The sequence below is a fragment of the Halomonas sp. TH-94 genome (assembly GCF_057473365.1).
Genome location: NZ_JBYCKL010000107.1, coordinates 28,968 through 53,231, shown reverse-complemented (window position 1 = coordinate 53,231; position 24,264 = coordinate 28,968). Strand labels below are relative to the sequence as shown.

Genomic DNA, 24,264 nt, shown 5'->3' with positions numbered 1-24,264 from the left:
ACCAGATGGGGGCAAACATGAAGGCAACCAAGCGGCTGGAGGAGGACACTCGGCCGGTTATCGATCTGGCGCTGTTCGGTGCCTTGGGCGATCTGTCAATGCGCAAGCTCTACCCTGCGCTCTACCATCTCGACCGCGAGGGACTGCTCCACGACGACACGCGCATTCTTGGGCTGGCTCGTCAGGAGTTGAAAACCGAGGCCTTTCGCAAGTGCGTGGCCGAGACTCTACAGACCTACGTCAAGCCCTCGGAGCTGGATCGCGAAGCGATCAAACGCTTCCTTGCGCGACTCGACTTTCTGCAGCTCGACTTCGCCAACGCCGAGGGCTACCGCGCTCTCGGTGAATGGCGCAAGGCCGAGCGTCACGAGACAGTAATCTGCCCCTTGGTCGTCTACCTTGCCGTTCCGGCGAGCCTGTATGGCGATATCTGCCGCCACTTGCAGAGCGGCGAGTGCCTCGACGAGCTCTCACGCGTCGTCGTCGAGAAGCCGATCGGCTACGATTACGAAACCTCCTGCGAGATCAACGACGCCATCGGCGACGTCTTCCCGGAGTCGCGGGTCTATCGCATCGATCACTACCTCGGCAAGGAGACAGTGCAGAACCTTATCGCACTGCGCTTCGCCAACCCCCTTTTCGGCACCCAGTGGAACCAGAACCACATCTCCCATGTGGAGATCACCGTCGCCGAGCAGGTCGGCATCGAAGGCCGGTGGGGCTACTTCGACCGGGCCGGCCAGCTGCGCGACATGGTTCAGAACCACCTGCTGCAGCTGGTCTGTCTGATCGCCATGGACCCGCCCGCCAACCTGGATGCCGACGCCATCCGCGACGAGAAGGTCAAGGTGCTCAAGGCGCTGCAGCCCTTCAGCGAGGCCAAGCTCAGCCGTGATGTGGTGCGCGGACAGTATATCGCCGGCACCATCAAAGGCACGGGCGTGCCTGGCTATCTCGAGGAAGAGGGCGCCAATCGCGAAAGCGAGACCGAGACCTTCGTGGCCATGAAGACCGGCGTCTCCAACTGGCGCTGGGCCGGGGTGCCGTTCTATCTGCGTACGGGCAAGCGTATGCCCGAAAAGCTCTCTCAGATCGTCATACACTTTCGCCAGCAGGCCCACTACATCTTCGATCCCGACCAGCGCAATCTGGCCGCCAACAAGCTGGTCATCCGGTTGCAGCCCGACGAAGGCATCGCGCTCGAGGTATTGACCAAGGACAGCGGGCTGGATCGGGGCATGCGACTGCGTCGCGGCCCGTTGCATCTCGATTTCGGCAATGCCTTTCCCCAGGAGCGTATTCCCGATGCCTATGAGCGACTGCTGCTGGAAGTCATGAAAGGACGTCAGTATCTTTTCGTGCGCCGCGACGAGGTGGAACATGCCTGGCACTGGTGCGACAGCTTGATCGCTGCCTGGGAGCAACTGGGCGAGCCGCCGCGACGCTATCCGGCCGGTTCCTGGGGGCCGGTGGCTTCCATCGCCATGATCACTCAGGATGGTCGCAGCTGGTACGAGGATTATTGAGATGACCAACTTGGATGCCAAACCGCGCGAACAGCTTGCCGAGCACCTGGCCGAGGCCACCGGTGAGGCGCTACGCCAGGACCTGGCGCGACAGGAACGTGCGCTGCTGGTGCTCTCCGGTGGCTCGACGCCGGTACCTTTTTTCCAGGCACTGGCTCGGCAGCAGTTGCCGTGGGAGCGTGTCGAGGTAACGCTGGCCGATGAGCGCTGGGTAAGAGAAACCGACGAGGCGAGCAACGCGCGTCTGGTGCGTCGGCATCTGCTGACCGGCTCTGCGGCCGCGGCCAATTTCGTCTCGCTGACCACCGACGACGAGACCCCCGAGCAGGGCGTCGAGGCCGTCACTCGGCGCATCGAAGCACTCTCCTGGCCTGCCAGCCTGGTGGTGCTGGGTATGGGGGGCGATGGCCACACCGCCTCGCTGTTTCCCGACAGCCGTGAGCTTGAGCTGGGGTTGACCACCGACGCCCCGGTTCTGGCCACCCGCACGCCCAGCCAGCCCCAGCCGCGAATCACCCTGAGCGCCGATCGCCTGCATCAGGCGCGGCGCCATGTTCTGCATATCACCGGCGACGACAAGCGTAGTGTGCTGGCCCGGGCCATGTCCGGCGACGATTCGCGCGAGCTGCCGATCCGCGCCTTTCTTTCTTGCCCGCTGGCGATTTACTGGGCCCCCTGATCTGGAGTCTTGCTCATGACCATCGAGAAACAGCTGCCGTCCACGCGGACTACCGAACTCGACAGTATCTGCCTGAAAGCCGAGGTGATACCGGTGCTGGCCATTCAGCGGATCGAGGATGCCGTGCCGTTGGGCCGTGCCCTGGTCGAAGGGGGGCTCACCGTGTTGGAAGTGACCCTGCGTACCGACTGCGCCCTCGAAGCGGTAAGGCGGCTGAAGGAAGCCTTGCCACAAGCGAGTATCGGCGTGGGTACCGTCCTCACCCCGGCCCAGTATCGGCAGAGCGAGCAGGTGGGCGCCGATTTCGTCGTCACTCCGGGTACCACTGAAGCGCTCTATCGTTACGGCGTCACCAGCCCGGTGCCGATGCTGCCCGGCGTGGCTACGGTGTCCGAGCTGATGACCGGCTGGCAGTACGGCTATCGGCGCTTCAAGTTCTTCCCCGCCGAAGCCAGCGGCGGCGTCAAGGCGCTGAAAGCGTTCGCCGGCCCGATTCCCGAGGCGCGATTCTGCCCTACGGGGGGTATCAACCTCGACAATGCCGAGGACTACCTGATGCTGAAGAACGTGATGTGTGTGGGTGGCTCATGGCTGACGCCGAAATCCCTGGTCGAGGCCGAGGACTGGAACGGCATTCGTCAACTGGCCAGGGAAGCCGCCGAACGCTTTCATCATTGAGCGGCAATCCACCGTCTTGTTGTGCTCTCTCGGCAGCCAGTGCTGTCGTTGCCCGGCTCATGGCCGGGCTTTTTTGTTCCGTTTCCCTGCTCAGAACGTTTCCCACTCCTCGACTTGCTCGCTCCTGCGGCTCTGCTTGCCTGGAAGTCTGGGCAAGCGGTTTTCATGATGGCTGGTCACTTTTGCGTGCTTGGGAATCGTATCGCTACCCCCGAAGGCCGCTGCGCTGTGGGCAAGCGCACTGACTTCCCGTTCCAGCGAAGCCGTTGCCTGGCGGTATTGCTGCATACTGGCGGCGCTTGTCTGCGTCGCCTGGTCGATCTCGCCGATGGCCTGGCTGATCTGTTCGATTCCCTGGCTCTGTTCGGCAGTGGCGGCACTGATCTCCTGCATCAACCCATTGACCTTGTGGCTGGCCGTCTTGATCCGCACCATGGCCTCTTCCGCTTCACTGGCCTTTCCTCTGCCTGCCTCGATTTCGCTGCGCGCCGAAAGGATCAATGACTGTACGCGATGGGCAGCATTCGCCGACTCGCTGGCAAGCTTGCGCACCTCTTGGGCCACGACGGCAAAACCGCGACCGTGCTCGCCGGCTCGTGCCGCTTCCACCGAGGCGTTGAGAGCCAGGATATTGGTCTGAAAAGCGATGCTGTCGATGGTGCCGACGATGCTGGCCATATTATCCGCCTGCCGCTTGATCTCCTGCATGGTGGTGGCCAGCGCCTGCATGACGTCACCGGCATGATCGACTGCCGTGGCATTGCCGAAAGTGGCTTCGCTTGCCTGGTGAGCGTGCTCGGCACTCTGGCTGACCGTGGCGCTGATCTGTTCCGTACTGGCGGCGGTTTGCTGTACCGAAGATGCTTGCTGCTCCAGTCGGCTGGCCATGGCGTCGTTGTTTCGTACCAACTCCGATACCGACGGCTCTACGATCCCGATGCGCCGCTCCAGTTCGCCGATCAATGCGCCGAGGGATTGACGCATGAAGCTCATGGCACCAAGCATTCTTCCCAGCTCATCCTTGCCCTGGATGGGCAGCTCTGCTCGAAGGTTGCCAGCGGCCACCTGCAGCGAGAAATCGTGAGCCTGATGCAGCGAGCGGCGCAGTCGTGCGCTGCCTCGCCAGTTCATCCAGCCCAGCAGTGCCCCGCCCAGCATGCCGGCGGCAATGAAGCCCTCGTCGAGCAGTGAAGACGAGGCTGGCATCGAGGACCATGCGGAGATGCCCAGGGCTGCCGGCAACGCAGCGATGGTGAGGCTGGAAAAAAGGCTACGGGTAGACAGGCTGTTCCACTGAATGCGTCTCGCCGCATGCAGCAAGCCACGCCGGTAGGGTCGGCCGTGCTTGACCATGAAGCGCCCCCCATTCTCCCGAATATCCCGATAGACATTCTCGGCATGAGCGGTCTCTTCGGCGCTGGGCTTGACCCGGATGGAAGCGAAGCCCTTGAGCACGCCGTTCTCGCGAATGGGTACGACATTGGCTCGAACCCAATAGTGATCTCCGTCCTTGCGCCGGTTCTTGACCAGACCGGACCAGAACTCCCCTTCCTTGAGGTCGTGCCACATGTCGGCGAAGACGCTGGGCGGCATATCAGGGTGGCGCACGACGTTGTGAGGCTCTCCGTGCAGCTCCTCATAGTCGTAACCGCTGACTTCTATAAACCGCCGATTGGCATAGGTGATGATGCTTCGGGTATCCGTTTTCGAGATGAGAACATCATCTTCCCGCAGGACATACTCTTTCTGCGTTACCGGACCGCTGTGGCGCATGGTCGACCTCAAAAGTTATGCACAAGCTGTACGTTTTTGTGCTGTGCATGTCCTTTGTAGCGCTTGGTAACACTTTTGTATAGAAAATTGCTGCTATGGCACCGATAGCAGAATCATGTGGTCATGGCGAGGCGAATGCAGGGGAAGAGGTGATCGTCGTGTCGCCTGCCCCGCTCATGGGAAGCGGGGCAGGCGACATGACGACAGTTCAAGAGAAAAGATAGAGGCCCTTCAGGCATTGGCGGCGACTGCCACCGGTGCCGCGCCTCGCTTGAGCGCCGCGTAGCCCAGGCCAGTGATCAGGGAGCCGACGACGATGGCGCCCAGGTAGAGCAGTGCCGGGCTGATGGCATTGGGGATCAGCAGCACGAAGATACCGCCATGGGGCGCCATCAGCTGGGCGCCGACAAGCATGGAGAGGGCGCCGGTCGTAGCACCGCCCAATATGCAGGCCGGAATGACTCGCAGTGGATCTTTGGCGGCGAAGGGGATGGCCCCTTCACTGATGAAGCATAGCCCCAGCACGAACGACGCCTTGCCCGCCTCGCGCTCCGGTTCGGAAAACTTGTGCCGCGCGACGAAGCTGGCGATACCCATGCCGATCGCCGGCACCATACCGGCTGCCATGATTGCCGCCATTGGCGCATAAGTCTGGGAGGCCAGCAGGCCGACGCCGAAGGTATAGGCGGCCTTGTTGACCGGACCACCCAGGTCGAAGCACATCATGGCGCCAAGCAGGATGCCCAGCAGCACCGCATTGGTGGCGTCCATGCCGGCAAGAAAGCTGGTCAGGCCGGCCAGTATCGCCGCTACCGGTTCGCCGATGACGTAGATCATGGTCAGCCCGGTGACCAGACTGGCGATCAGTGGAATGATCAGGATCGGCTTGAGCGATTCGACGCTGGCCGGCAGTTTGACGTAGCGGGTCACGGCCAGCGCCACGTAGCCGGCCAGGAAGCCGGCGATGATGCCGCCGATGAAACCGGCTTCGATCTCGGCCGCCAGCATGCCGCCGATCATGCCGGGGGCGATACCCGGCCGGTCGGCGATGGAGTAGGCGATGTAGCCGGCCAGCACCGGGATCATCAGGGCGAAGGCGGTGCCGCCGCCGATCTGCATCAGTGCCGCGGCCAGGGTGCCCTCTTCCTGGAAGGCCTCGATGCCGAAGACGAAGGAGAGGGCGATCAACAGACCGCCGGCCACCACCATGGGCAGCATGAAGGAGACCCCGGTGAGCAGGTGCTTGTAGACCCCTTTCTCCTTGATGCTCCGGTTCGCGTCGACGTGGCGAGAGCTGCCGGTCTCCACCACCTCGGCCTGGTCGAGCGCTGTCTCGATGGTGGGGCGCGGTTTTTTCAGCGCATTGCCGGTCGAGGTGCGGTAGATGCGCTTGCCGGCGAAGCGGGTGGGATCGACCTCGATGTCGCAGGCGAGTATCACCACGTCCGCGGCGGCGATCTCCTCGTCGGTGAGCTTGTTCTGAGCGCCCACCGAACCCTGTGTCTCGACGCGAATGGCGTGCCCCAGACTCCTGCCCGCTTCGCTCAGCGCCTCGGCGGCCATGAAGGTGTGAGCCACGCCGGTGGGGCAGGCCGTAACGGCGACGATTCGACTGCCGCCTGGCTCTGCCTGCACTGGCGCCGCCGGCGCGCTCGTTGCGGGTGGCGCGTAGTCGCCGGCCTCGCGCCGGGCGCGCTGCAGAAAAGTCTCGGGGTCGCGCAGAGCGTCGTTGGTGGTGGCCTGGAATAACCGCTTACCGGCAAAGCGATCGGCGGCCGGGAGTTGATCGGCAGCGACGACGATCAATTCGGCATCGGCAATCGCCTGGGCTGAGACCGGTTCGACGCTTTCGAGCTGGCTGTGCATCTCGACGCTGGGCTGCCAGCCGAGTCGACGTGCGGCCTGCTCCAGGCGACGGGCAGCGAGGAAGGTGGTGGCCATGCCGCTGGGGCAGGCGGTGACGATGATTACGTTCATGCGAGTGCTCCCCCTGCGTCGACGTCATTGAGGCGACGCACGCGGGTCTGTTGTTGAAGTTGTGGGAAGTCGTCGGCGTGAATGTCACCCACGCCCAGATGACGAACCGATTCGGCAGAGAGGGCCGTGGCCAGGCGCAGCGTCTGGTCGGGAGGGTGGCCACACACGACGCCGTGGAGCAGCGCGGCAAGCAGGGTGTCGCCGGCACCCACGGTGCTAACCACTGCTACCGGCGGTGGCGTGGCCTGCCAGGCGCCGCGACGACTGACCCACAGCACGCCGGCAGGGCCGGCGGAGATCACGGCCTCCTCGACGCCCGCGGCATAAAGGCGCAGCGCCACGGCAAGGCGTGCCTGTGCCGTGTCGAGAGTGTCGCCGGCCCAGGCAGCCAGCTCGTGCTCGTTGGGTTTGACCGCAGTGGGGCGGGCCTCGATGGCCCGATTCAATGCATCGCCACTGGTGTCCACCCATACCGGCAGTTCGGCGGCGCGCAGGTGGGTAATGAGTTCGACGAGAGCGTCGGCCGTCACCCCGGGCGGCAGGCTGCCTGCGATGACCACCGCATCGGGGCAGCGCCGGGGATCGTCGATATGTGTACCGAGCCAGTGGAGAAAGTGCTGCCAGGCTGTGGCATCGATGGTCGTTCCGGGACCGTTGATGTCGGTGATCCGGCCATCGGCTTCGGCCAGCTTGGCGTTGATGCGGGTCTCGCCGGGAACGCGCAGGAAGGCGTCCTCTACCCCTATGGCCTCGAAGGCGCGCAGAAAGGGTCCGTCATTGTCGCTACCGAGAAAGCCGGAAACCGTCACGTCGTGACCGAGCTCGGCCAATACCCGCGCCACGTTGACCCCTTTGCCGGCCGCCGTCAGGTGGGTTTCACGGGTGCGATTGACCGCCCCAGGTACCAGCCGCTCCAGGCTGACGGAGAGGTCCAGCGCCGGGTTCAGCGTCAGGGTGAGCACACGCGCCATCAGCGCACCTCCAGGGCGTCACGTACCGCCTCGCTGGTGGCCAGGGCCAGGGCCAGCCCGGCTTGGGCGCGAGCCTCGTTCAAGTCGAACTCCTTCAATCGCGCCTTGACCAGCGGTACCTGACGCGCGCTGACCGAGAGTTCGTCGACCCCGAGCCCCACCAGCACCGGAATGGCCAGGGGGTCGCTGGCCAGTTCACCGCATACGCCGACCCATTTACCGTGGCTGCGGGCCGCCGCCACGGTCATCTCGATCAGGCGCAGCACCGCCGGGTGAAGGCCATCTGCCTGGGCCGAGAGCACAGGGTGGTCGCGGTCGATGGCCAGGGCATACTGGGTCAGGTCGTTGGTTCCCACCGAGAAAAAGTCCACTTCGGCGGCCAGCGTCGGTGCCAGCAGCGCTGCCGAGGGTACCTCGATCATCACGCCAAGCTGGACGTCCGTAGTGCGCTCGTCGGCGGGAATTTCCTCGAGCAGCCGATCGAAGATAGCGCGTGCGTCACGGAACTCGCCCACGTCCTTGACCATCGGCAACATGATGCGCAGGGGTCGCGGCTTGGCATTCGATCCCTTCTCGCCAGTGGGGGCAGCCGCCATCAGCAGGGCTCTCAGCTGTGTCTCGAATACCCCGGGACGGGTCAGGCTGAGCCGAATGCCGCGCAGGCCGAGAAAAGGGTTGTCTTCCCTGGGGAGCGGCCAGTAGGGCAGGGGCTTGTCGCCACCCACATCCAGGGTGCGGGCGACCAGCGGAAGGCCGTCGAGCGCATCGAGAGCCTCGCGATAATCAGCGATCTGGGTCTCGAGATCCGGCTCCGTGGCATGGGCCATGAACAAAAATTCGGTGCGCAGCAGGCCGATACCCTCGGCACCACGCTCCACTGCGTCGGCCGTATGCGCCGGATTGCCCAGATTGGCGGCAACTTCCACGCGATGTCCGTCGCGGCAGCGGGCTTCTTCGAAGCGTGCCTGCCAGGCCTCGGCTTCGCGGCGCTGGCGCTCGGCCAGACGCTGCTCCGCCGCGGCACGGCGCTCGGCGGAGGGGGCCGGAATCACCCGGCCGCGTTCGCCATCGAGAATCAGTTCGCAGCCGTTTGTCAGCGTCAGTACCCGCTCGCCGGCGCCCACCACGGCGGGGATGCCCAGCGCGCGGGCGAGAATCGCGCTGTGCGCGGTGGCCCCGCCGCGGGCGGTGAGCAGGCCGCGCACGCGTTGGGTGTCGAGCCGTGCCACGTCGGAAGGGCCGATGTCGTCGGTCACCAGGATGTACGGTGTCTCCGGAGGTCCGGGCAGATTTACCTCGCACAGCACGCCGAGCACGCGGCGCCCGACGTCACGCAGGTCGGCGGCACGCTCTGCCAGCAGCCGGTCGGCGAGCATCTCCTGGGCGTGGGCGGCAGTCTCGATGGCTTCCCACCAGGCGGCCTCGGCCGAGCGGCCCTCCAGCATGCCCTCACGCGCCGCCTCGAACAGCTCGGGGTCACCCAGAATCTCCTCGTGCATGGAGAGGATCTGCTCCACTTCGCCCCCCCGGGCCTGCCGTACCAGCGCCTCCAGCTGTGCCACCCCCTCGGCGATGGCCTGTCGAAGTCGACGCTGCTGCTCGGCGGGGTCGGCGGCGCGCTCGGGATAGTCGAAGTGCGGGGTCTGCAGAATGAAGATCGGGGCAATGGCCAGCCCCGGCGAGGCCGCTACCCCCGGATGCGGTGCGTCGTCGGGCAGCGGTTCGGCGGGGGCGGTATCCGGCTGCGCGACGCTGCGTTCTCGGCTCTCGTCGAAGGGCAGCACATGCTCGCCCAGGCCGTCCGCCACGGCTCGGCATACGGCATCGAGGGCTGCCTCGGCGCCTGCCCCCTCGGCGGAGAAGACCAGCTGCTGGCCGCGGCGGGCGCCAAGGTTGATCACCCTGGTCAGGCTGGAAGCGGACACCGCGGAGCTACCGCCCTCGGCCAGGCGTACCTGGATCGGCAAGCCCTGCTCGCGGGCTACCTGGACCAGCTGCTTGGCCGGGCGGGCATGTAGTCCATGGGCATTGAGCACCCGAGCCAGTCGGGTGTGGGCAGAGGCGGATTCGCCGGCAAGGCGCGCCAGTACGGTGGCGGTATCGGCATTGGGCAGCTCGGCGGCGGCACCGCTCTCGAGCAGTGTCAGGACCCGCTCCAGCAGGCTGCGGTGAGCGTCACCTTGGGCGGCCAGGCAGAACACGCCTTTCACCGCTTCGCCACCGCTCTCCAGGCGCTCTTCCGGGGTAGCCAGGGCCAGGGCCGGCACGTCGACGCTGCGCTCACCAAGGGTGAGCCACAGGCCTTGGCCCAGCGGCGTCAGCTCGCGTTCGGCCACGTCGGCCACGAAGCCACCGCCCACGCAGCCGAGCTGACGCAGCCGGGCGGCGCCGGCCAGAGCCAGTTCGCGCGCGTCGCGGGCGGGAAAGCCGAGGCAAAGGGTGTCGGCGTCCAGGCGCGCCTCGGGCATCGTCTTCGACAGCAGGGCGGCCACGGCCGCCGCCGATTCGGCATCCGCCAGACGCTCGCCGACGCTATCGTCGTCGAGTACTTGGGTGAGCTGGCGCAGGATGTCCAGGTGCTCGTCGCTCTGGGCGGCGATGGCGACCAGCACGTGAACGCGCTGGCCGTCGTGCCACTCGACCCCGGTGGGGAACTGCAGCACGCGCACGCCGGTGGCGAGCACATGAGCGCGGCTCTCCGGCGTTCCGTGGGGAATGGCGATGGCGTTGCCGAGATAGGTGGAGGACTGGGTCTCGCGCTGGAACAGGCCGTCGCGGTATGCGGGCGCCGTCAGTCCCGCCCGGTGCAGCGTTGCGGCGGCCTGCTCCAGCGCATCGCGCCAGTCAGACGCTTGGCAGTCGAGGCGGACGTCCTCGGGGCGTAGGGTGAGCATGTGGAGTCTCCTGTGGCGGTGACGCGAAGCGACGCCATGAGATCGTGTGGCGTTTTATGATGTGCGTGCTGAATCGTGTCACCTAGTATGTATTTATGCTGGATCGATTCATGATCTTTCGCAAGTCCGTTGTCTTAGACTTTGGCAGGGGAGGGGGCGCGCCGGCACTGGCGTAGAATGGCAGGCCGTTAACGGGGGAGAGCGATGACACTTGCCGAAATCGCACGTCTGGCCGGTGTCTCACGCACCACGGCCAGCTACGTGATCAATGGACAGGCTGCCGAGCGGCGCATCAGCCAGGAAACCGTCGACAAGGTCATGGCCGTGGTGCGCCAGCACCGTTTCCGTGTGGATGCCCAGGCCGCCGCATTGCGCCGAGGCTCGAGTCGCATCCTCGGGTTGATCGTGCCGGATCTGGAGAACGCCAGCTACGCGCGGCTGGCGAAGCGGCTCGAGCGCGGGGCTCGGGAACAGGGCTATCAGCTGCTCATCGTCGGCTCCGACGACCAGCCGGAAAGCGAGCGTGAGTTGGCCTTGGCCTTACGCGCTCAGCGCTGTGAAGCATTGATCACCGCCAGCTGTCTGCCAATGAACGATCCTTTCTATGGTGAGCTGATGGCCGATGGGCTGCCCATCATCGCCGTGGACCGTGGCTTCGATCCGCGGCACTTCGCCTGTGTCGTGAGTAACGACAGGGAGGCTTCGGAGCGGCTCACGCGCTCTGTATTGGGTGAAGGGGTCAAAAGCGTGGCCTGGCTCGATGCGGTGCCGGGGCTCTCGATCAGTCATGAACGTCGTAGCGGTTTCCAGCAAGCGCTGGTTGGCAGCGAGGCGACAGTCATCGCGCGCTGTGCGGAGCGCTACGAGCGTGACGAAGGAGCTCGTCTGATGCGGACACTGCTCTCCGAGCACGGCCTGCCCGATGCCTTGGTCACAGCCTCATATACGCTGCTCGACGGTGTCTTCGACGTGCTGTTGGAGCAGGGCGGGCTGCCCCCGGCCTTGCGTCTGGCGACCTTCGGCGACAATCGGCTACTCGATTTCCTGCCGCTGCCGGTCAATTCGGCGGTGCAGGATCATGACCGCATCGCCGCTGAGACATTGGCGGCTGCACTGGCTGCGGCCCGGGGCGACTACCGACCGGGCCAGAAAGTGGTGGCGCGTACCCTGCGCTGGCGTTTGCCGGAGCGCCTGCCGCTCGAGTGATACGGCGCTACGCCACGCTCGACCGGCGGGGATCAAGCCAGCGCCGCCACCGAATAGCCGTGCCGCAGGCTAGCTTCCGCTCGCGCCCCGCAGCCTGATGAGGTCGTCTCGGTCGGGCAGGGCGGCATAGGCGCCGGGGCGGGTCACGGCGTGGGCGCCGCAGTTGGCGGCGGTGCGCAGAGCTTGCTGCAGGAATTCGTCGTCCTGATACCACTCTGCGGCGCCAGCCTCTCTCTCCATGAAGCCGGAGAGCTCAGCCAGCAGACCGCCGATGAAGGCATCGCCGCCGGCGGTGGTATCCACGGCATCCACTTTCGGCGGCATATGCGCTAGCTCCTTGCCGACTCCCACGGCGCGCACTTCGCCGGGGCCATCGGTGATCACCAGGAGCCTGACCCCGGCGGCGAGCCGATGGGCAAGCCAGGCATCTGCGGGGTGGTCGGCGCGCAAGTAGTCGAGCTCGTCCGCCGAGAGCTTCACCAGGCTGGCGCGATCGATCAGCTGAGTGACCAGGGCGATGTCGGCGCTGCCGCCGGCCCAGAGGTTGTGACGCAGGTTGGCATCGACGCTGACCAGGCAGCCTGCGCGGCTGGCCATGTCCGCCATGGCCAGGGTAGTGTCGGCGATTTCCGGCTCGGTCAGGCTGTTGCTGCAGAAGTGCACGATGGCCGGTTCGGCGAACACGCCGGGCGGCAGGTGCTCCAGCCGGTAGAGCAGGTCCGCGGCCGGTGGGCGATAGAAGTCGAAGGTGCGCTCTCCCGAGGCGTCGCGGGAGACGAAGGCCAGCGCCGTGCGCGCCTCGCAGGTGCGCACCACGCCGCTGATGTCGACGCCGTGGGCGGTCAGTTCCGCAGCGAGAAAGTCGCCGAAGTGATCCTGGCCCAGCATGCCGAGAAAGCGGCTGGGCACGCCCAGTCGCGCGCAGGCCACTGCCACGTTGGCCGGCGCGCCACCGGCATAGGGTGTGAAGGTTTCTGTCGCGTTGCCTGATGATTCGCCGAGCCGGCTCGAAAGCATGTCGACCAGGGCTTCGCCGAAGGCGATGACGGGCATCATTGGGCGCTCTCACAGGACAAGGTTGTGCCCAGCAGATGTTGGGCGCCGGGCACCAGCCACACCGGGTCGAGGCGGGTATTGGCCGACTCCACGCAGAGGAAGCGGCGTGCAGTAGCCAGTGGGGTGTCCACCGGCAGCATATCGCCGGGGTGCCACACCACCGCCGAGTCGCTGCCCTGGCGGGCAACGCGTAGTCGGCGCCTGCCGTCGTCGAGCACGATCTCGGCGTTGCTGTGATAGATGCGGTCGAGCCCGCCGCGCACGGCGAGTTCGCCCTGCTGCTCACGCTCGGCGAAACCGGCCAGCTTGTCGAGGTAGCGGGCACCGGCCAGTCCCTCGAGGCGGCAGGCGAAGCTGACGCCCACGGCCAGATAGCTGTGCAGGGCGCCGCTGAGCTTCACCGGCGTTTCGCCCACGTGCTCGGTGATCAGTTCCACGTGCAAGCGACGCGCGTTGGCTTGAATCACCAACCTTGGGATCAGCTGACTGTGCAGGCGCTCGGTGCAGGAGAGATGCAGCTCTATGCCGCCCTCGTGCTCGTCGACTGCGTCAAGACGCCAGTCGGCCTTGCGCGCCGGGCCATGAAAGGGGCCGGAGCGGTCCGGCGATTCATCGGCGCCGCGGTCGTCGGCGAACCAGGGCCAGCACAGCGGAATGCCGCCGCGAATGGCGCCGGGTAGCGGCTGGGGCGTGGGCGTTACCCACAGCCAGCCGCCGGGCACCAGCGCCTCTTCCGCTTCGCCAGTGCTGTAGGCATCGCCCCTTTCGAGCTTGGCTTCGGACGCCGGTAGAAAGTGCAGCACCTGCGCTCCCTGCAGCGATACGGCCAGCTCGCCCCAGGGTTCGCGCGCCAGCCATACGCGTCGGCCGGCCCATTCGCACTCACGCCGGCCATTGGTGTCATCGAGCAGGGCTCGCAGGCTTTGCGGGATCATTCGCTCTCCATCTCCTTGCGTCGCGTCATTCCACTTCTTCGTTGCGCAGAGCCTCGGCGGCGCCCAGCAGCCCCGGCCAGGGAGCGACAACCACTTGCACCGGAATGGCGCGAGTGTAATCGCTCATGCGCCCCTTGGCGGTAAAGGCTTCCACGAAGCGGCTCTCGGGCAGCCAGTCCAGCAGCCGTGGCAGGATACCGCCGCATAGATAGACCCCGCCCCGTGCGCCCATGGTCAATGCGGCATCGCCGCAGACATCGCCGAGAATCTTGAGAAACCGCAGCAGGGTATCACGGGCAATGGCGTCGCCGCCCTTGGCGGCGGCAGTAACCTCGGGAGGTGTCTCGCAGGTAGGCGGGATACCCTTCAGCGAGCAGTGGGCCAAGTAGAGGTCGAGCAGGCCCTGACCGCACAGGATGCGCTCCACCGAGACCCTGCCGTAGCGGTTGCGGAAATGGCGCAGCAGGTTCTGCTCGCGCTCATCGGTGGGGGCAAAGGTGACGTGGCCGCCCTCGGTTGAGAGCGGAATCCAGGCCCGACGCGCGGGAAAGATGCCGGCCACGCCGAGGCCGGTTCCGGGGCCGATGACCAGGCAAGTGGCATGCTTGCGCGCTGTGCCCGGGTGTATTTCGACCCGTTCGTGCGGTGCCACGTGAGGTACGCCGAGGGCCTGTGCGGTGAAGTCGTTGATCACCTTGAGCCGCTCGAGACCGAGCTTGGCCTGCGCTTCCCGGCGGGAAAAAGACCAGTGATTGTTGGTCATCGTCACCCGGTCGTCGCCGATGGGGCAGGCGAAGGCCAGACACGCCTCGCGTGGCGCCGCATCGCGGTCCACTCCGACTCTCGACAAGTAGTCGCCCACGGCCTCCACCAGGCCGGGGTAGTCGGCGCAGGGTAGCGCCAGAACATCGTGAGGCACGAACTCGCCGGGAGTGACCAGGGCGAAGCGGGCGTTGGTTCCCCCGATGTCACCGATCAGGGCCGGTCGCGTCATTGATCCTCCTGCTCGATCTTCTCCAGCTCGCGGGAGAGTACCTCTTCCTCGAAGCCGCCGAATACTCCGGCGCCCGACTCGGCGCTGGCAGCCAGGTGGCGGAAGCCGCCGAACAGCTCGCGCCCCAAGCCGAAATGATAGCGCTCCAGGTTGGGATCGACGATACCGCGGCCAGCGAACTCGCTGGCGTCCACGTGAACGGTCAGTTCGCCTCGCTCGGCGTCCAGGCGAACCACATCGCCGTCGCGCAGCCGGGCCAGCGGGCCGCGATCCACCGCCTCCGGGGTGACGTGAATGGCGGCAGGCACCTTGCCCGAGGCACCGGACATACGACCGTCCGTGACCAGCGCCACCTTGTAGCCGCGATCCTGCAGCACGCCGAGGAAGGGGGTGAGCTTGTGCAGCTCGGGCATTCCGTTGGCCTTGGGGCCCTGGAAGCGCACGACCACGACCACGTCGCGGTCGAGCTCGCCGGACTCGAAGGCCGCCTTGACCTGATTCTGGTCGTCGAAGATGCGCACAGGCGCTTCCACCACGCGGTTGGCCTGCTTGACGGCCGAGATCTTGATCACACCGCGGCCGAGATTGCCGTCTAGCACCACCAGGCCGCCGGTGGGGGCGAAGGGGTCGGCCACGGGACGCAGCACGTCACGGTCGAGGCTCTCGGTCGGCCCTTCTCGCCAGACCAACTTGCCGTCTTCGAGGAACGGTTCCTGAGTGTAGGCGGTCAGGTCGGTGCCGAATACGGTCGGGATGTCGCCGTGCAGCAGCCCGGCGCCGAGCAGCTCGCGGATCAGCAGGCTCATGCCGCCGGCGGCCTGGAAGTGGTTAACGTCAGCGCTGCCGTTGGGGTAGATCCGAGTCAAGCTCGGCACTACGGCGGAGAGCTCGGTGAAATCGTCCCAGTTGATGGTGACGCCGGCTGCGGCGGCCATCGCCACCAGATGCAGAGTGTGGTTGGTCGAGCCGCCTGAGGCGAGCAGGCCGATCATGGCGTTGACGATGGCCCGCTCGTCTATCTGCTTGTAGAAAGGACGATAGTTGCCGCTCTGCTCGGTGTTGCGAATGGCCTGCTCGGCGGCGTAGCGAGTCAGGGCTTCGCGCAGCGGAGTGCCCGGGTTGACGAAGGAAGCCCCCGGCAGGTGCAGCCCCATCATCTCCATCATCAGCTGATTGGAGTTGGCGGTGCCATAGAAGGTGCAGGTGCCGGGGCTGTGGTAGGAGTTGGACTCCGCCTCGAGCAGCTCCTCTCGGCCCGCCTTGCCTTCGGCATAAAGCTGGCGAATGCGGGCTTTCTCGTCATTGGGCAAGCCACTGGGCATGGGGCCGCCGGGCACGAACAGGGCCGGCAGGTGGCCAAAGCGCGCCGCGCCGATGAATAGCCCCGGCACGATCTTGTCGCAGATTCCCAGGTACAGGACGGCGTCGAACATGTTGTGAGAAAGTGCCACGGCGGTGGCCATGGCGATCACATCGCGTGAGAACAGCGACAGCTCCATGCCCGGCATGCCCTGGGTGACGCCGTCGCACATGGCCGGCACGCCGCCGGCGAACTGTGCCGTGCTGCCCATGCCTCGGGCGGCCTGCTTGATGATCTCGGGGTAGCTCTCGAATGGCCGATGGGCCGAGAGCATGTCGTTATAAGACGAAACGATGGCCAGGTTGGCGCTGTTGGTCAGCTTGAGCCGGTCCTTGTCGCCGGGATGATCGCAGCCGGCAAAACCGTGAGCCAGGTTGCCGCAGGAGAGTTCGCCCCGGTGCACGCCTTGTTTGTGCTGGGCGGCCATGTGCGCTTCGTAAAGCTTACGGCGACCATGTGAGCGTTGGCGAATGCGTTCTGTCACCTGCTCGACGGTGGGGTTCAGAGGGGTCTTACGAGCCATGGCAGCACCTCGCGTCTTGAGGGGAAAAGAATGTAAATTTACACAATTGTCTCCCATTTGAGCGCGGAAATGAAGCGCTCGGCAGAAAACATGTAGTTTTATTACAGCGATGGAAAAGGATTGGTAGGTCTGGGCACAATGTAGGCGGCCGGCGGCCACTTGTCAGCCGGCGTTTCGGCCCCCTCTGATAGGTCCTGCATGCCCGAGCTGATCCTCAAGCAGCTGCCAGCCGTCGAAGCCGCGCCGGAGGCCGCATGGAATGCCTTGGTTGGCGATGACCACCCATTCCTGCGACACCAGTTCCTTCATGCGCTCGAAGCCAGCGGCGCGGCGAGTCGCTCGACGGGCTGGCTACCGAACCATCTGACGCTGTGGCGCGGCGAATCGCTGGTCGGCGTCATGCCCCACTACCACAAGTTCCATTCCTACGGCGAATACGTCTTCGACTGGAGCTGGGCAGATGCCTGGGAGCGTGCCGGCGGGCGCTACTATCCCAAGGGCCTCACTGCCATTCCCTTCTCGCCGGTGCCGGGGCCGCGGCTGGCCTTGGCGGCTGACGTCGACCCGTTGCAGGCCCGTTCGCTGTTGGCCGAAGCGTGGGACAGCAGTGAGCTGTCGAGCTGGCATCTGCTGTTCGCCAGCGATGACGATGTCGAGGCCTGGTTGGCGGCAAGGCCCGACCTGCTGGTGCGACATGGTGTGCAGTTCCAGTGGGTCGATCGCGGCTATGGCGACTTCGAAGGCTATCTGGCGGCCATGACGGCGAAGCGGCGCAAGACGATTCGTCGCGAACGGCGCCGCGTGAGCGAGCAGGGGCTGACCCTGCATCGCCTCACGAGTGAGGCGATAGGGGACAGGGAGCTCGAGCACTTCTTTCGCTGCTATGAGATGACCTATCTCGAGCGCGGGCGTCACGGCTACCTCAATCTCGACTTCTTCCGTCGCTTGCATCGCACCATGCCCGAAGCATTGCTGCTGATCCAGGCGCGCCTCGACGATCAGCCAGTGGCCGCTGCGCTCTGCCTGCAGGGGAGTCGCACGCTCTACGGGCGCTATTGGGGCAGTGAGGTCCTGGCCGACTGTCTGCACTTCGAGGCGTGCTACTACCAAGGCATCGAACACTGTCTGGAAAACGGCTTGACCTGCTTCGATCCCGGTACCCAGGGCGAGCACAAGCTGGTGCGTGGATTCGCGCCCAGGCGGCTACGCTCGCTGCACCATCTTGGCGATCCGGGGCTGCGTGCCGCCGTGGCGCGTTTCTGCGACGAGGAGCGCCGACATGTCGAGGCTTACTGCCGGGCCGCCGAAAAGGCACTGCCATTTAGAGAGTGAGGCGTTCAGGGAGTGAGCCGAACGGTCGTTGATGGCATAATGCCGGCCATTCCGATTCATGAGGTCTTCTGCCGATGCTCAAGTGGCTCGCCATCGCCCTGCTGATGCTGCTGGCGCTGCTGCAATATCGCCTGTGGCTGGGTGACGGCGGCATCCATGAGCTGCGCGAGATTCGCGAGCGCGTGGCCATGCTCGATGCCGACAACAAGCCCCTGCGCGACCGCAATCAGCGGCTTGCCGCCGAGGTCATCGACCTGCAGACGGGTCTCGACGCGATAGAGGAGCGTGCCCGCAGCGACATCGGCATGGTACGTACCGACGAGCAGTTCTATTGGGTGCCCGGTGTGGTGATCGAGGGCAGCATGGGGCCGGCCGGTAATCCCGAACCGTCTGCAGCTGGCGCGGGCGGAGGCGGCCAATGAGTGAGTACGGTGCTGACGAGAGGCTGTGGCTGGTGGTTCCTGCCGCGGGGCGTGGGCGGCGCATGGGCGCAGAGCTACCCAAGCAGTACTTGATGCTGGGCGGTCGCCCGGTGCTGGCACATACCCTCGCACGGCTGCACCAGGCGTTCCCCCAGGCGAAACTGTGCCTGTGTCTCGATCCCGATGACGAGCATTTCGATCCCGTTTGGGTGCCTTTTGCCGAGTGGCGGCGCACGCCCGGTGGCGCCGAACGTGCCGACTCGGTGCGTCAGGCCCTGTCAGCACTGGCAGGCGAGGCCCGCGATGAAGATTTAGTGCTGGTGCATGACGTGGCGCGCCCTTGCGTCACGCTGGCAGATCTTGCCCGGCTGGAGGCAGCCCTGCGCGAAGACTCCGTGGGGGCTCTGCTGGCGACGCCGGTAGCCGATACCATGAAACGCGACGATGGGCGGCAACGCATTGCCCGCACCGAATCGAGAAACGGGCTGTGGCAAGCCCAGACGCCCCAGGGCTTCCGCTATGGCCTGCTGCGTCGGGCGTTGCACGAGGCGGCGGTGGGCGATGTCGGGGTGACCGACGAAGCCTCTGCGGTGGAGGCACTGGGGCTCTCTCCGCGCCTGGTGCCGGGCCGGCGCGACAATATCAAGATCACTCATCCGGAGGATCTGCCCCTGGCAGGGCATATTCTTGCCGCCCAGCAGGGCGAGCCCTTGGCAGATTCCGACAACCCGCAAGAGGAAACCTGAATGCTGCGCATCGGCCACGGCTTCGACGTCCATCGTTTCGGTGACGGTGACCATCTCATGATAGGTGGCGTGGCCATTCCCTTCGCTCACGGGTTCGTGGCTCACTCCGATGGCGACGTTCTGCTGCATGCCGTCAGCGATGCGCTGCTCGGTGCCTGCGCCCTGGGGGATATCGGTCGTCATTTTCCCGACACCGACCCGGCCTGGGCCGGTGCCGACAGTCGAGCCCTGTTGCGGCATGTGGCCAGCCTGGTGCGAGAGGCGGGCTATCGGGTGGGCAACGTCGATGCCACGGTGATCGCCCAGGCTCCCAGGCTGGCCCCTCATGTTGCGGCCATGTGTGCGTACATCGCCGAGGACCTGGAGCTTGCGCTGGATGCGGTCAACGTCAAGGCCACGACCAGCGAGCGACTCGGTTTCACCGGTCGCGGCGAGGGTATCGCCGCCGAGGCCGTGGTGTTGCTGATGCGTCAGGGGGCACTGAGTGAGTGAGGCTATCCGGCCGGGCGACTGGCCCCGTGCGACAGAGCCCGACTTCGGCCCGCCGCGTGCAGGCGACTATCGCGCCGAGCCGGAGGATTTCGTCGTAGAGGAGGTGCTCGGTTTCGTTCCCGAAGAGCACGGCGAGCATCTCTGGCTATGGGTCGAGAAGCGCGGGCTGACGACGTTGGAAGCGGTTCGTCACCTGGCGCGAACCTGCCAGGTATCGCCCCGGGCAGTGGGCTACTCGGGCATGAAGGATCGCATCGCCGTGACCCGGCAGTGGCTCTCGGTGCACTTGCCGGGCCAGCAGGCCCCGGACGACCTGGCTGATCGGCTTGCCGCCCTTGGGGTGCGGGTACTGGAGCAGGTGCGTCATCCGCGCAAGCTGAAGCGCGGCGTGCATCGCGCCAATCGCTTCTCGCTGCGTATCACGGGGGAGGCGGTAGGGGCGGAACTCACCGCACGCTGGGATTGGCTTTGCCAGCATGGCGTACCCAACCTCTTCGGCCCGCAGCGTTTCGGTCCCGAGGGGCGCAATCTTGTACGTGCGCGAGCGCTGCTGGCACGTGGCTGGCGCAAGCGCGACGATCGCGAGGGCATGCTGCTCTCTACCGCACGCAGCTATCTGTTCAACGAGCTGCTGGCCATGCGTCTGGCCGACGGCAGCTGGGAGCGACTGCTGGCAGGTGATGTGGCAATGCTGGACGGCACGGCAAGCCAGTTCGTCGTGGACTCCCCAGATGCCGAGCTTGACCAGCGTGCCGAGCGCCTCGACCTGCATCCCGCGGGCATGCTGTGGGGGATTGGCGAATCCCTGGCCACGAGTGAGGCCGCCCATTTCGAACGGGCCATCGTCGAGCGCCATGCAACGCTGTGCCGGGGGCTGGAGCAGGCTGGGGTAAAGATGGCCCGGCGTGCCCTGCGCATGCGCCTCGACCAGCCGAAGCTCACGGTGGATGGTGATACGGCTCGGCTCGATTTCCATCTGCCCCGCGGCAGTTTCGCCACGGCGGTGCTGCGCGAACTGATCGATCATCCAACGTTGGCGTCTTTCGCCGAACGCAAGGCGCCTGGGCATGAGCCCGGATGAGAACTGGAGGCCAAACCGATATGCGTAGACTCCTGCTTTCCAACGATGACGGTGTCCATGCGCCGGGGCTGCGGGCCCTTTACGAAGCCCTCGAGCCTCACGCCAGGCTGCGCGTGGTGGCACCCGACCGCGATCGCAGTGGCGCAAGCAATTCGCTCACGCTCAATCGCCCCCTGGCCTTGACGGCATTGGACAACGGCTTTCACTGTGTCGACGGCACGCCGGCCGACTGCGTCTATCTGGGGGTCAACGGGGTCTGGGACGAACGCCCCGATCTGGTGATCGCGGGCATCAACCATGGCGGCAATCTGGGCGACGACGTGCTCTATTCGGGCACTGTGGCGGCCGCCATGGAGGGACGCAATCTCGGTATGCCGGCTATTGCCATGTCGCTGGTCGGCACTCACCATTTCGACACCGCTGGCCGTGTCGCCGCGACCCTGGTCGGTGCCGCCGACCAGCTCTCGCTGCCTCCCCGGAGCCTGCTAAACGTCAACGTGCCGGATCTGCCCTGGGAGGAAATCCAGGGGTTCCGGGTGACTCGCATGGGCTATCGTGGTCCGGCGGATCGGCCAATGGAGGTGCGTGACCCCCGGGGCCGGTTGCGCTACTGGATTGCGGCTGTAGGCCAGAACGCCGATGATGGCGAGGACACCGATTTTGCCGCCATCGAGGCGGGTTATGTATCGATAACCCCGCTGCAGACCGACTTGACTCGGCATGCAGCAATCGCAGACGTGCAAGGCTGGCTGGATGCATTTACCTGAACGAATATCGGAGCTGCTGCGCGGCGTCGGGATGACGTCGCAGCGTACCCGTGACCGTATGGTGGCGCGTCTTGCCGACCAGGGAATCACCGACGAGCGGGTACTGAGCGTGATGGCCGAAGAGCCGCGCCACCTGTTTCTCGATGAGGCGCTGGCCCATCGCGCCTACGAGGACACGGCGCTGCCCATCGGTCATGGCCAGACCCTGTCGCAGCCCTGGATGGTCGCACGCATGACCGAACTGGTGATGAACGAGGCGCCGCAGCGGGTGCTGGAGATCGGCACGGGCTCCGGCTATCAGACGCTGATCCTCTCCCGCCTGGTGGCGGAACTCTGGTCGGTCGAAAGAATCAATGCCTTGCATCATCGGGCAGCGAAGCGCCTGCGCCTGCTGCAGGCAACCAATGCGCGCCTGCGTCTCGCAGATGGCGGCCATGGCTGGCAGGAGGCGGCGCCGTTCGATGTAGTGCTGCTCACCGCCTGTGCCCAGGAGCTGCCCGAGATGTTGATCTCGCAGCTTGCCGAGGGGGGCGTGATGATCCTGCCTCTGGCGGATCCGGACGGGGAACAATGGCTGACTCGGGTGCGTAGGGTCGGTCAAAAACAGGAGGTTCAGCGGCTGGAACGGGTTCGTTTCGTGCCGCTGCTGCAAGGAGTGATTCGTTGAAGCGACATTTCAGTGTGTTCCTCAAGGGTGCCGGCATGGGCGCAGCCGATGCCGTGCCCGGAGTTTCCGGTGGCACCATCGCCTTCGTCACCGGCATCTATGAGGAACTGATTCACACGATCAAGCAATTCGGCCCCAGCGCTTATCCGGCCTGGCGCCGTGGCGGTCTGTCAGGGCTCTATCACCATCTCAATCTGGCCTTTGCCTTGCCGCTGCTGTTGGGCATCGGTCTCAGTCTGATCAGCGTGGCACATCTCGTGGTCTGGCTGATGGACGATCACCCGCTGCTGTTGAACGGCTTCTTCTTCGGCCTGGTGGCGGCTTCGGCCATCGTGGTGAGCCGTCACCCCGCCGACTGGAAGCTGTGGCACCTGCTCCCGCTGATTGCGGGGCTGCTGCTGGCCCACGGCCTGCCGTCGTTGATGCCCCTGATCACCCAACTGGGGAGTCCCTCGCTGGTGTTGATCGTCGGGGGAGCCATTGCCATCAGCGCGCTGCTGCTGCCCGGGGTGTCGGGCAGCTTCCTGCTGCTCACCATGGGACTCTACGGTACCGTGATGCAGGGCATCCGCAGCTTCGACCTGTCACTGCTTTCGACTTTCGCGGTTGGCTGCCTGATAGGTCTGTTCGGCTTTTCTCGCCTGCTCTCATGGTTGTTGCGCCACTACCACACGGCCACGCTGCAACTGCTCATCGGCTTCATCATCGGCTCGCTGCCAGTGCTCTGGCCATGGCGGGAACTCGTTCGCTATCAGCTTGGGCCAGAAGGCCAAATGATCCCGCTCGACTATCGCTACCTGACCCCAGGCGACTACGCCATCTTGACCGGCGAGCCCGGCTTGATGCTTCCCGTGCTGGTTGCCATGCTGCTCGGCGCTGCCCTGGTACTCGTACTGGGACGCAACGTCGGTGGCGGCACGTCGGGCAAGGTGGGTAATGGCCCTCAACAATCGCCTGACAAGGAGGAGAGCTCCCATGCGTAAGGTCTTTCTCGTTTCGGCCATTGCCCTGGCAATGACCGGCTGTGCTGCACAGCAGGAGTATTCTGCTCCGCAGGTTCGCGACCTTTCGGTGAGTCGTGAGCGTACCCAGGCCAGCCACTATACGGTCGAGCAGGGCGATACGCTTTATGGCATCGCCTGGCGGCATGACATGGATTACCGCGATCTGGCCAGACTCAATCAGATTGCCCCACCTTATCGCATTCAGACCGGTCAGCAGCTGCGCCTTGGCGATGGCGCGGCGCCGCCGTCACGCACGGAACCGTCCCCTGGCCTTGGCGGTCCTCAGGTTGCGACTGCCACTGCCTTGGGCGGTGGTGCCGCGTCACAGGCGGGTGACGACTGGTTGCTGCCCGATGAACAGGCGATCGAGCGCAACCGCAGGCTGGCGGCCGAGCCCCTGGACGCCGAGGGCCGTGCTCCTACTGAGACGGCACTGGCAGGTGCCCAGCAGGTCGCTGGGTCGGCGCCTCGGACCACCGAGCCGGAAGCGCAACGTGCTCCAGAACCCATCGTCGATGCCGAGGTGGCCGTCGCCGCACAGCCTGAGGCTCAACCCGAGCCTGAAGCTCAGCCCGAACCACAGCCCGAACCACAGCCTGCGGCTCAGCCCGAACCCGATGCCGGGACCGCGGTAGCGGGCGAGCCGGAACGCCAGCCCGCCAGCGAGAGTCGTACCTATACGCCAGTCGACGAGGTGCCCTGGCAGTGGCCCGCGGACGGGGAATTGATCGGCCGCTTCGGTGAAGGCGGTAGCATAACCGCCGGCATTGATATTGCCGGGCAAAAGGGGCAACCTGTCAGAGCAGCCGGGCCCGGTATCGTGGTCTATGCCGGTAGCGGGGTGCGGGGTTATGGCAACCTCATCCTGCTCAAGCACAATGACCAGTACCTTAGCGCCTATGCCCATAACGACAGCCTTCGGGTGACTGAGAACGACGTGGTGGAGGCCGGCCAGGTCATCGCCACGATGGGCGACAGCGACGCCGAAAGTACCAGGCTGCATTTCGAGGTGCGCAAGGATGGCCAGCCTCAGGACCCTCTAAAGTACCTGCCGGAGCGGTAGCCGTCTTGCGGTTGTCGCCGGGGTGACAAGGAGGTCGCTGGCACCCGTACGGGTGCCGGCAAGAGTCAAGAATAATTAGAACTCTGCGCTGCGAACCAAGCCAGAGAGAACGACATTT

21 protein-coding genes are annotated in these 24,264 nt (G+C 65.5%); 13 read left to right on the top strand and 8 right to left on the bottom strand.

Features of this window, described 5'->3' with window-relative positions:
- The first annotated feature begins 17 nt into the window (after positions 1-17).
- From zwf to AC2VNO_RS18325, 3 genes are read left to right on the top strand one after another with little or no spacing between them, the layout of a single operon-like run.
- On the top strand, positions 18-1,526 hold the full coding sequence (gene zwf / locus AC2VNO_RS18335) for a glucose-6-phosphate dehydrogenase (protein ID WP_486935477.1): 1,509 nt from the start codon (positions 18-20) through the stop codon (positions 1,524-1,526).
- 1 nt (position 1,527) lies between these two features.
- Complete coding sequence (gene pgl, locus AC2VNO_RS18330) at positions 1,528-2,205, top strand: 6-phosphogluconolactonase (RefSeq protein WP_486935476.1); 678 nt, start codon at positions 1,528-1,530, stop codon at positions 2,203-2,205.
- A gap of 15 nt (positions 2,206-2,220) precedes the next feature.
- Positions 2,221-2,883 (top strand): bifunctional 4-hydroxy-2-oxoglutarate aldolase/2-dehydro-3-deoxy-phosphogluconate aldolase, encoded by a 663-nt coding sequence (locus AC2VNO_RS18325; RefSeq protein WP_486935475.1) that lies wholly within the window; start codon positions 2,221-2,223, stop codon positions 2,881-2,883.
- Positions 2,884-2,973: 90 nt separating this feature from the next.
- Here the strand turns inward: AC2VNO_RS18325 and AC2VNO_RS18320 are convergent, their stop codons facing one another.
- The 4 genes from AC2VNO_RS18320 to ptsP all read right to left on the bottom strand — a co-directional run bounded on the left by AC2VNO_RS18320 (position 2,974) and on the right by ptsP (position 10,498).
- Entirely contained in the window at positions 2,974-4,656 is a 1,683-nt protein-coding gene (locus tag AC2VNO_RS18320; protein WP_486935474.1) for a methyl-accepting chemotaxis protein, read from the bottom strand.
- Between the two features lie 231 nt (positions 4,657-4,887).
- On the bottom strand, positions 4,888-6,633 hold the full coding sequence (locus AC2VNO_RS18315) for a PTS fructose-like transporter subunit IIB (protein WP_486935473.1): 1,746 nt from the start codon (positions 6,631-6,633) through the stop codon (positions 4,888-4,890).
- Complete coding sequence (gene pfkB, locus AC2VNO_RS18310) at positions 6,630-7,604, bottom strand: 1-phosphofructokinase (RefSeq protein ID WP_486935472.1); 975 nt, start codon at positions 7,602-7,604, stop codon at positions 6,630-6,632. Before pfkB ends, AC2VNO_RS18315 begins: the two co-directional genes overlap by 4 nt.
- A complete protein-coding gene (gene ptsP, locus AC2VNO_RS18305) occupies positions 7,604-10,498 on the bottom strand; it encodes a phosphoenolpyruvate--protein phosphotransferase (protein WP_486935471.1) in 2,895 nt (964 codons plus the stop codon). Before ptsP ends, pfkB begins: the two co-directional genes overlap by 1 nt.
- Before the next feature lie 204 nt (positions 10,499-10,702).
- On the opposite strand from ptsP, the gene cra reads away from it, so the two are divergent.
- Complete coding sequence (gene cra / locus AC2VNO_RS18300) at positions 10,703-11,704, top strand: catabolite repressor/activator (protein WP_486935470.1); 1,002 nt, start codon at positions 10,703-10,705, stop codon at positions 11,702-11,704.
- A 69-nt stretch (positions 11,705-11,773) separates the two neighbouring features.
- On the opposite strand, the gene AC2VNO_RS18295 is transcribed toward cra, so the two are convergent.
- The 4 genes from AC2VNO_RS18295 to edd are packed head-to-tail and all read right to left on the bottom strand — an operon-like array spanning position 11,774 to position 16,572.
- The gene (locus AC2VNO_RS18295) at positions 11,774-12,760 is read right to left on the bottom strand and encodes a carbohydrate kinase family protein (protein WP_486935469.1); all 987 of its coding nucleotides are present in this window, start codon (positions 12,758-12,760) and stop codon (positions 11,774-11,776) included.
- Entirely contained in the window at positions 12,757-13,695 is a 939-nt protein-coding gene (locus AC2VNO_RS18290) for an aldose epimerase family protein (protein WP_486935468.1), read from the bottom strand. The genes AC2VNO_RS18295 and AC2VNO_RS18290 overlap by 4 nt, the downstream gene beginning before the upstream one ends.
- A gap of 25 nt (positions 13,696-13,720) precedes the next feature.
- Positions 13,721-14,689, bottom strand: a complete 969-nt coding sequence (gene glk, locus AC2VNO_RS18285; RefSeq protein WP_486935467.1) for a glucokinase — start codon at positions 14,687-14,689, stop codon at positions 13,721-13,723.
- Entirely contained in the window at positions 14,686-16,572 is a 1,887-nt protein-coding gene (edd, locus tag AC2VNO_RS18280) for a phosphogluconate dehydratase (protein ID WP_486935466.1), read from the bottom strand. Before edd ends, glk begins: the two co-directional genes overlap by 4 nt.
- A gap of 198 nt (positions 16,573-16,770) precedes the next feature.
- Here edd and AC2VNO_RS18275 point away from each other — a divergent pair, with 198 nt between their 5' ends.
- The 9 genes from AC2VNO_RS18275 (at position 16,771) to AC2VNO_RS18235 (ending at position 24,146) form a co-directional block, all read left to right on the top strand.
- Positions 16,771-17,904: a GNAT family N-acetyltransferase gene (locus AC2VNO_RS18275; protein ID WP_486935465.1), complete on the top strand. Its 1,134-nt coding sequence runs from the start codon at positions 16,771-16,773 to the stop codon at positions 17,902-17,904.
- 74 nt (positions 17,905-17,978) lie between these two features.
- Positions 17,979-18,326: a cell division protein FtsB gene (gene ftsB / locus AC2VNO_RS18270; protein WP_486935464.1), complete on the top strand. Its 348-nt coding sequence runs from the start codon at positions 17,979-17,981 to the stop codon at positions 18,324-18,326.
- On the top strand, positions 18,323-19,072 hold the full coding sequence (ispD, locus tag AC2VNO_RS18265) for a 2-C-methyl-D-erythritol 4-phosphate cytidylyltransferase (RefSeq protein WP_486935463.1): 750 nt from the start codon (positions 18,323-18,325) through the stop codon (positions 19,070-19,072). The genes ftsB and ispD overlap by 4 nt, the downstream gene beginning before the upstream one ends.
- Positions 19,073-19,564, top strand: coding sequence for a 2-C-methyl-D-erythritol 2,4-cyclodiphosphate synthase (ispF, locus tag AC2VNO_RS18260; protein ID WP_486935462.1), 492 nt, complete (start codon positions 19,073-19,075; stop codon positions 19,562-19,564).
- Complete coding sequence (gene truD, locus AC2VNO_RS18255) at positions 19,557-20,645, top strand: tRNA pseudouridine(13) synthase TruD (protein WP_486935461.1); 1,089 nt, start codon at positions 19,557-19,559, stop codon at positions 20,643-20,645. The genes ispF and truD overlap by 8 nt, the downstream gene beginning before the upstream one ends.
- Positions 20,646-20,665: 20 nt before the next feature.
- A complete protein-coding gene (gene surE, locus AC2VNO_RS18250; RefSeq protein ID WP_486935460.1) occupies positions 20,666-21,412 on the top strand; it encodes a 5'/3'-nucleotidase SurE in 747 nt (248 codons plus the stop codon).
- On the top strand, positions 21,399-22,079 hold the full coding sequence (locus tag AC2VNO_RS18245; protein ID WP_486935459.1) for a protein-L-isoaspartate(D-aspartate) O-methyltransferase: 681 nt from the start codon (positions 21,399-21,401) through the stop codon (positions 22,077-22,079). The genes surE and AC2VNO_RS18245 overlap by 14 nt, the downstream gene beginning before the upstream one ends.
- On the top strand, positions 22,076-23,062 hold the full coding sequence (locus tag AC2VNO_RS18240; RefSeq protein ID WP_228577689.1) for a DUF368 domain-containing protein: 987 nt from the start codon (positions 22,076-22,078) through the stop codon (positions 23,060-23,062). The genes AC2VNO_RS18245 and AC2VNO_RS18240 overlap by 4 nt, the downstream gene beginning before the upstream one ends.
- Entirely contained in the window at positions 23,055-24,146 is a 1,092-nt protein-coding gene (locus AC2VNO_RS18235; protein WP_486935458.1) for a peptidoglycan DD-metalloendopeptidase family protein, read from the top strand. The genes AC2VNO_RS18240 and AC2VNO_RS18235 overlap by 8 nt, the downstream gene beginning before the upstream one ends.
- Positions 24,147-24,264 lie beyond the last annotated feature (118 nt).

Excerpts from the sequence above, each read along its gene's own strand:
- AC2VNO_RS18245 (WP_486935459.1), top strand. The coding sequence starts at position 21,399 with ATGCATTTACCTGAACGAATATCGGAGCTGCTGCGCGGCGTCGGGATG.
- glk (WP_486935467.1), bottom strand. The coding sequence starts at position 14,689 with ATGACGCGACCGGCCCTGATCGGTGACATCGGGGGAACCAACGCCCGC.
- AC2VNO_RS18295 (WP_486935469.1), bottom strand. The coding sequence starts at position 12,760 with ATGATGCCCGTCATCGCCTTCGGCGAAGCCCTGGTCGACATGCTTTCG.
- pgl (WP_486935476.1), top strand. The coding sequence starts at position 1,528 with ATGACCAACTTGGATGCCAAACCGCGCGAACAGCTTGCCGAGCACCTG.
- AC2VNO_RS18290 (WP_486935468.1), bottom strand. The coding sequence starts at position 13,695 with ATGATCCCGCAAAGCCTGCGAGCCCTGCTCGATGACACCAATGGCCGG.
- AC2VNO_RS18315 (WP_486935473.1), bottom strand. The coding sequence starts at position 6,633 with ATGAACGTAATCATCGTCACCGCCTGCCCCAGCGGCATGGCCACCACC.
- AC2VNO_RS18320 (WP_486935474.1), bottom strand. The coding sequence starts at position 4,656 with ATGCGCCACAGCGGTCCGGTAACGCAGAAAGAGTATGTCCTGCGGGAA.
- ftsB (WP_486935464.1), top strand. The coding sequence starts at position 17,979 with ATGCTCAAGTGGCTCGCCATCGCCCTGCTGATGCTGCTGGCGCTGCTG.
- ptsP (WP_486935471.1), bottom strand. The coding sequence starts at position 10,498 with ATGCTCACCCTACGCCCCGAGGACGTCCGCCTCGACTGCCAAGCGTCT.
- AC2VNO_RS18325 (WP_486935475.1), top strand. The coding sequence starts at position 2,221 with ATGACCATCGAGAAACAGCTGCCGTCCACGCGGACTACCGAACTCGAC.
- surE (WP_486935460.1), top strand. The coding sequence starts at position 20,666 with ATGCGTAGACTCCTGCTTTCCAACGATGACGGTGTCCATGCGCCGGGG.
- pfkB (WP_486935472.1), bottom strand. The coding sequence starts at position 7,604 with ATGGCGCGTGTGCTCACCCTGACGCTGAACCCGGCGCTGGACCTCTCC.
- AC2VNO_RS18235 (WP_486935458.1), top strand. The coding sequence starts at position 23,055 with ATGCGTAAGGTCTTTCTCGTTTCGGCCATTGCCCTGGCAATGACCGGC.
- ispD (WP_486935463.1), top strand. The coding sequence starts at position 18,323 with ATGAGTGAGTACGGTGCTGACGAGAGGCTGTGGCTGGTGGTTCCTGCC.
- AC2VNO_RS18275 (WP_486935465.1), top strand. The coding sequence starts at position 16,771 with ATGCCCGAGCTGATCCTCAAGCAGCTGCCAGCCGTCGAAGCCGCGCCG.
- zwf (WP_486935477.1), top strand. The coding sequence starts at position 18 with ATGAAGGCAACCAAGCGGCTGGAGGAGGACACTCGGCCGGTTATCGAT.
- edd (WP_486935466.1), bottom strand. The coding sequence starts at position 16,572 with ATGGCTCGTAAGACCCCTCTGAACCCCACCGTCGAGCAGGTGACAGAA.
- cra (WP_486935470.1), top strand. The coding sequence starts at position 10,703 with ATGACACTTGCCGAAATCGCACGTCTGGCCGGTGTCTCACGCACCACG.
- ispF (WP_486935462.1), top strand. The coding sequence starts at position 19,073 with ATGCTGCGCATCGGCCACGGCTTCGACGTCCATCGTTTCGGTGACGGT.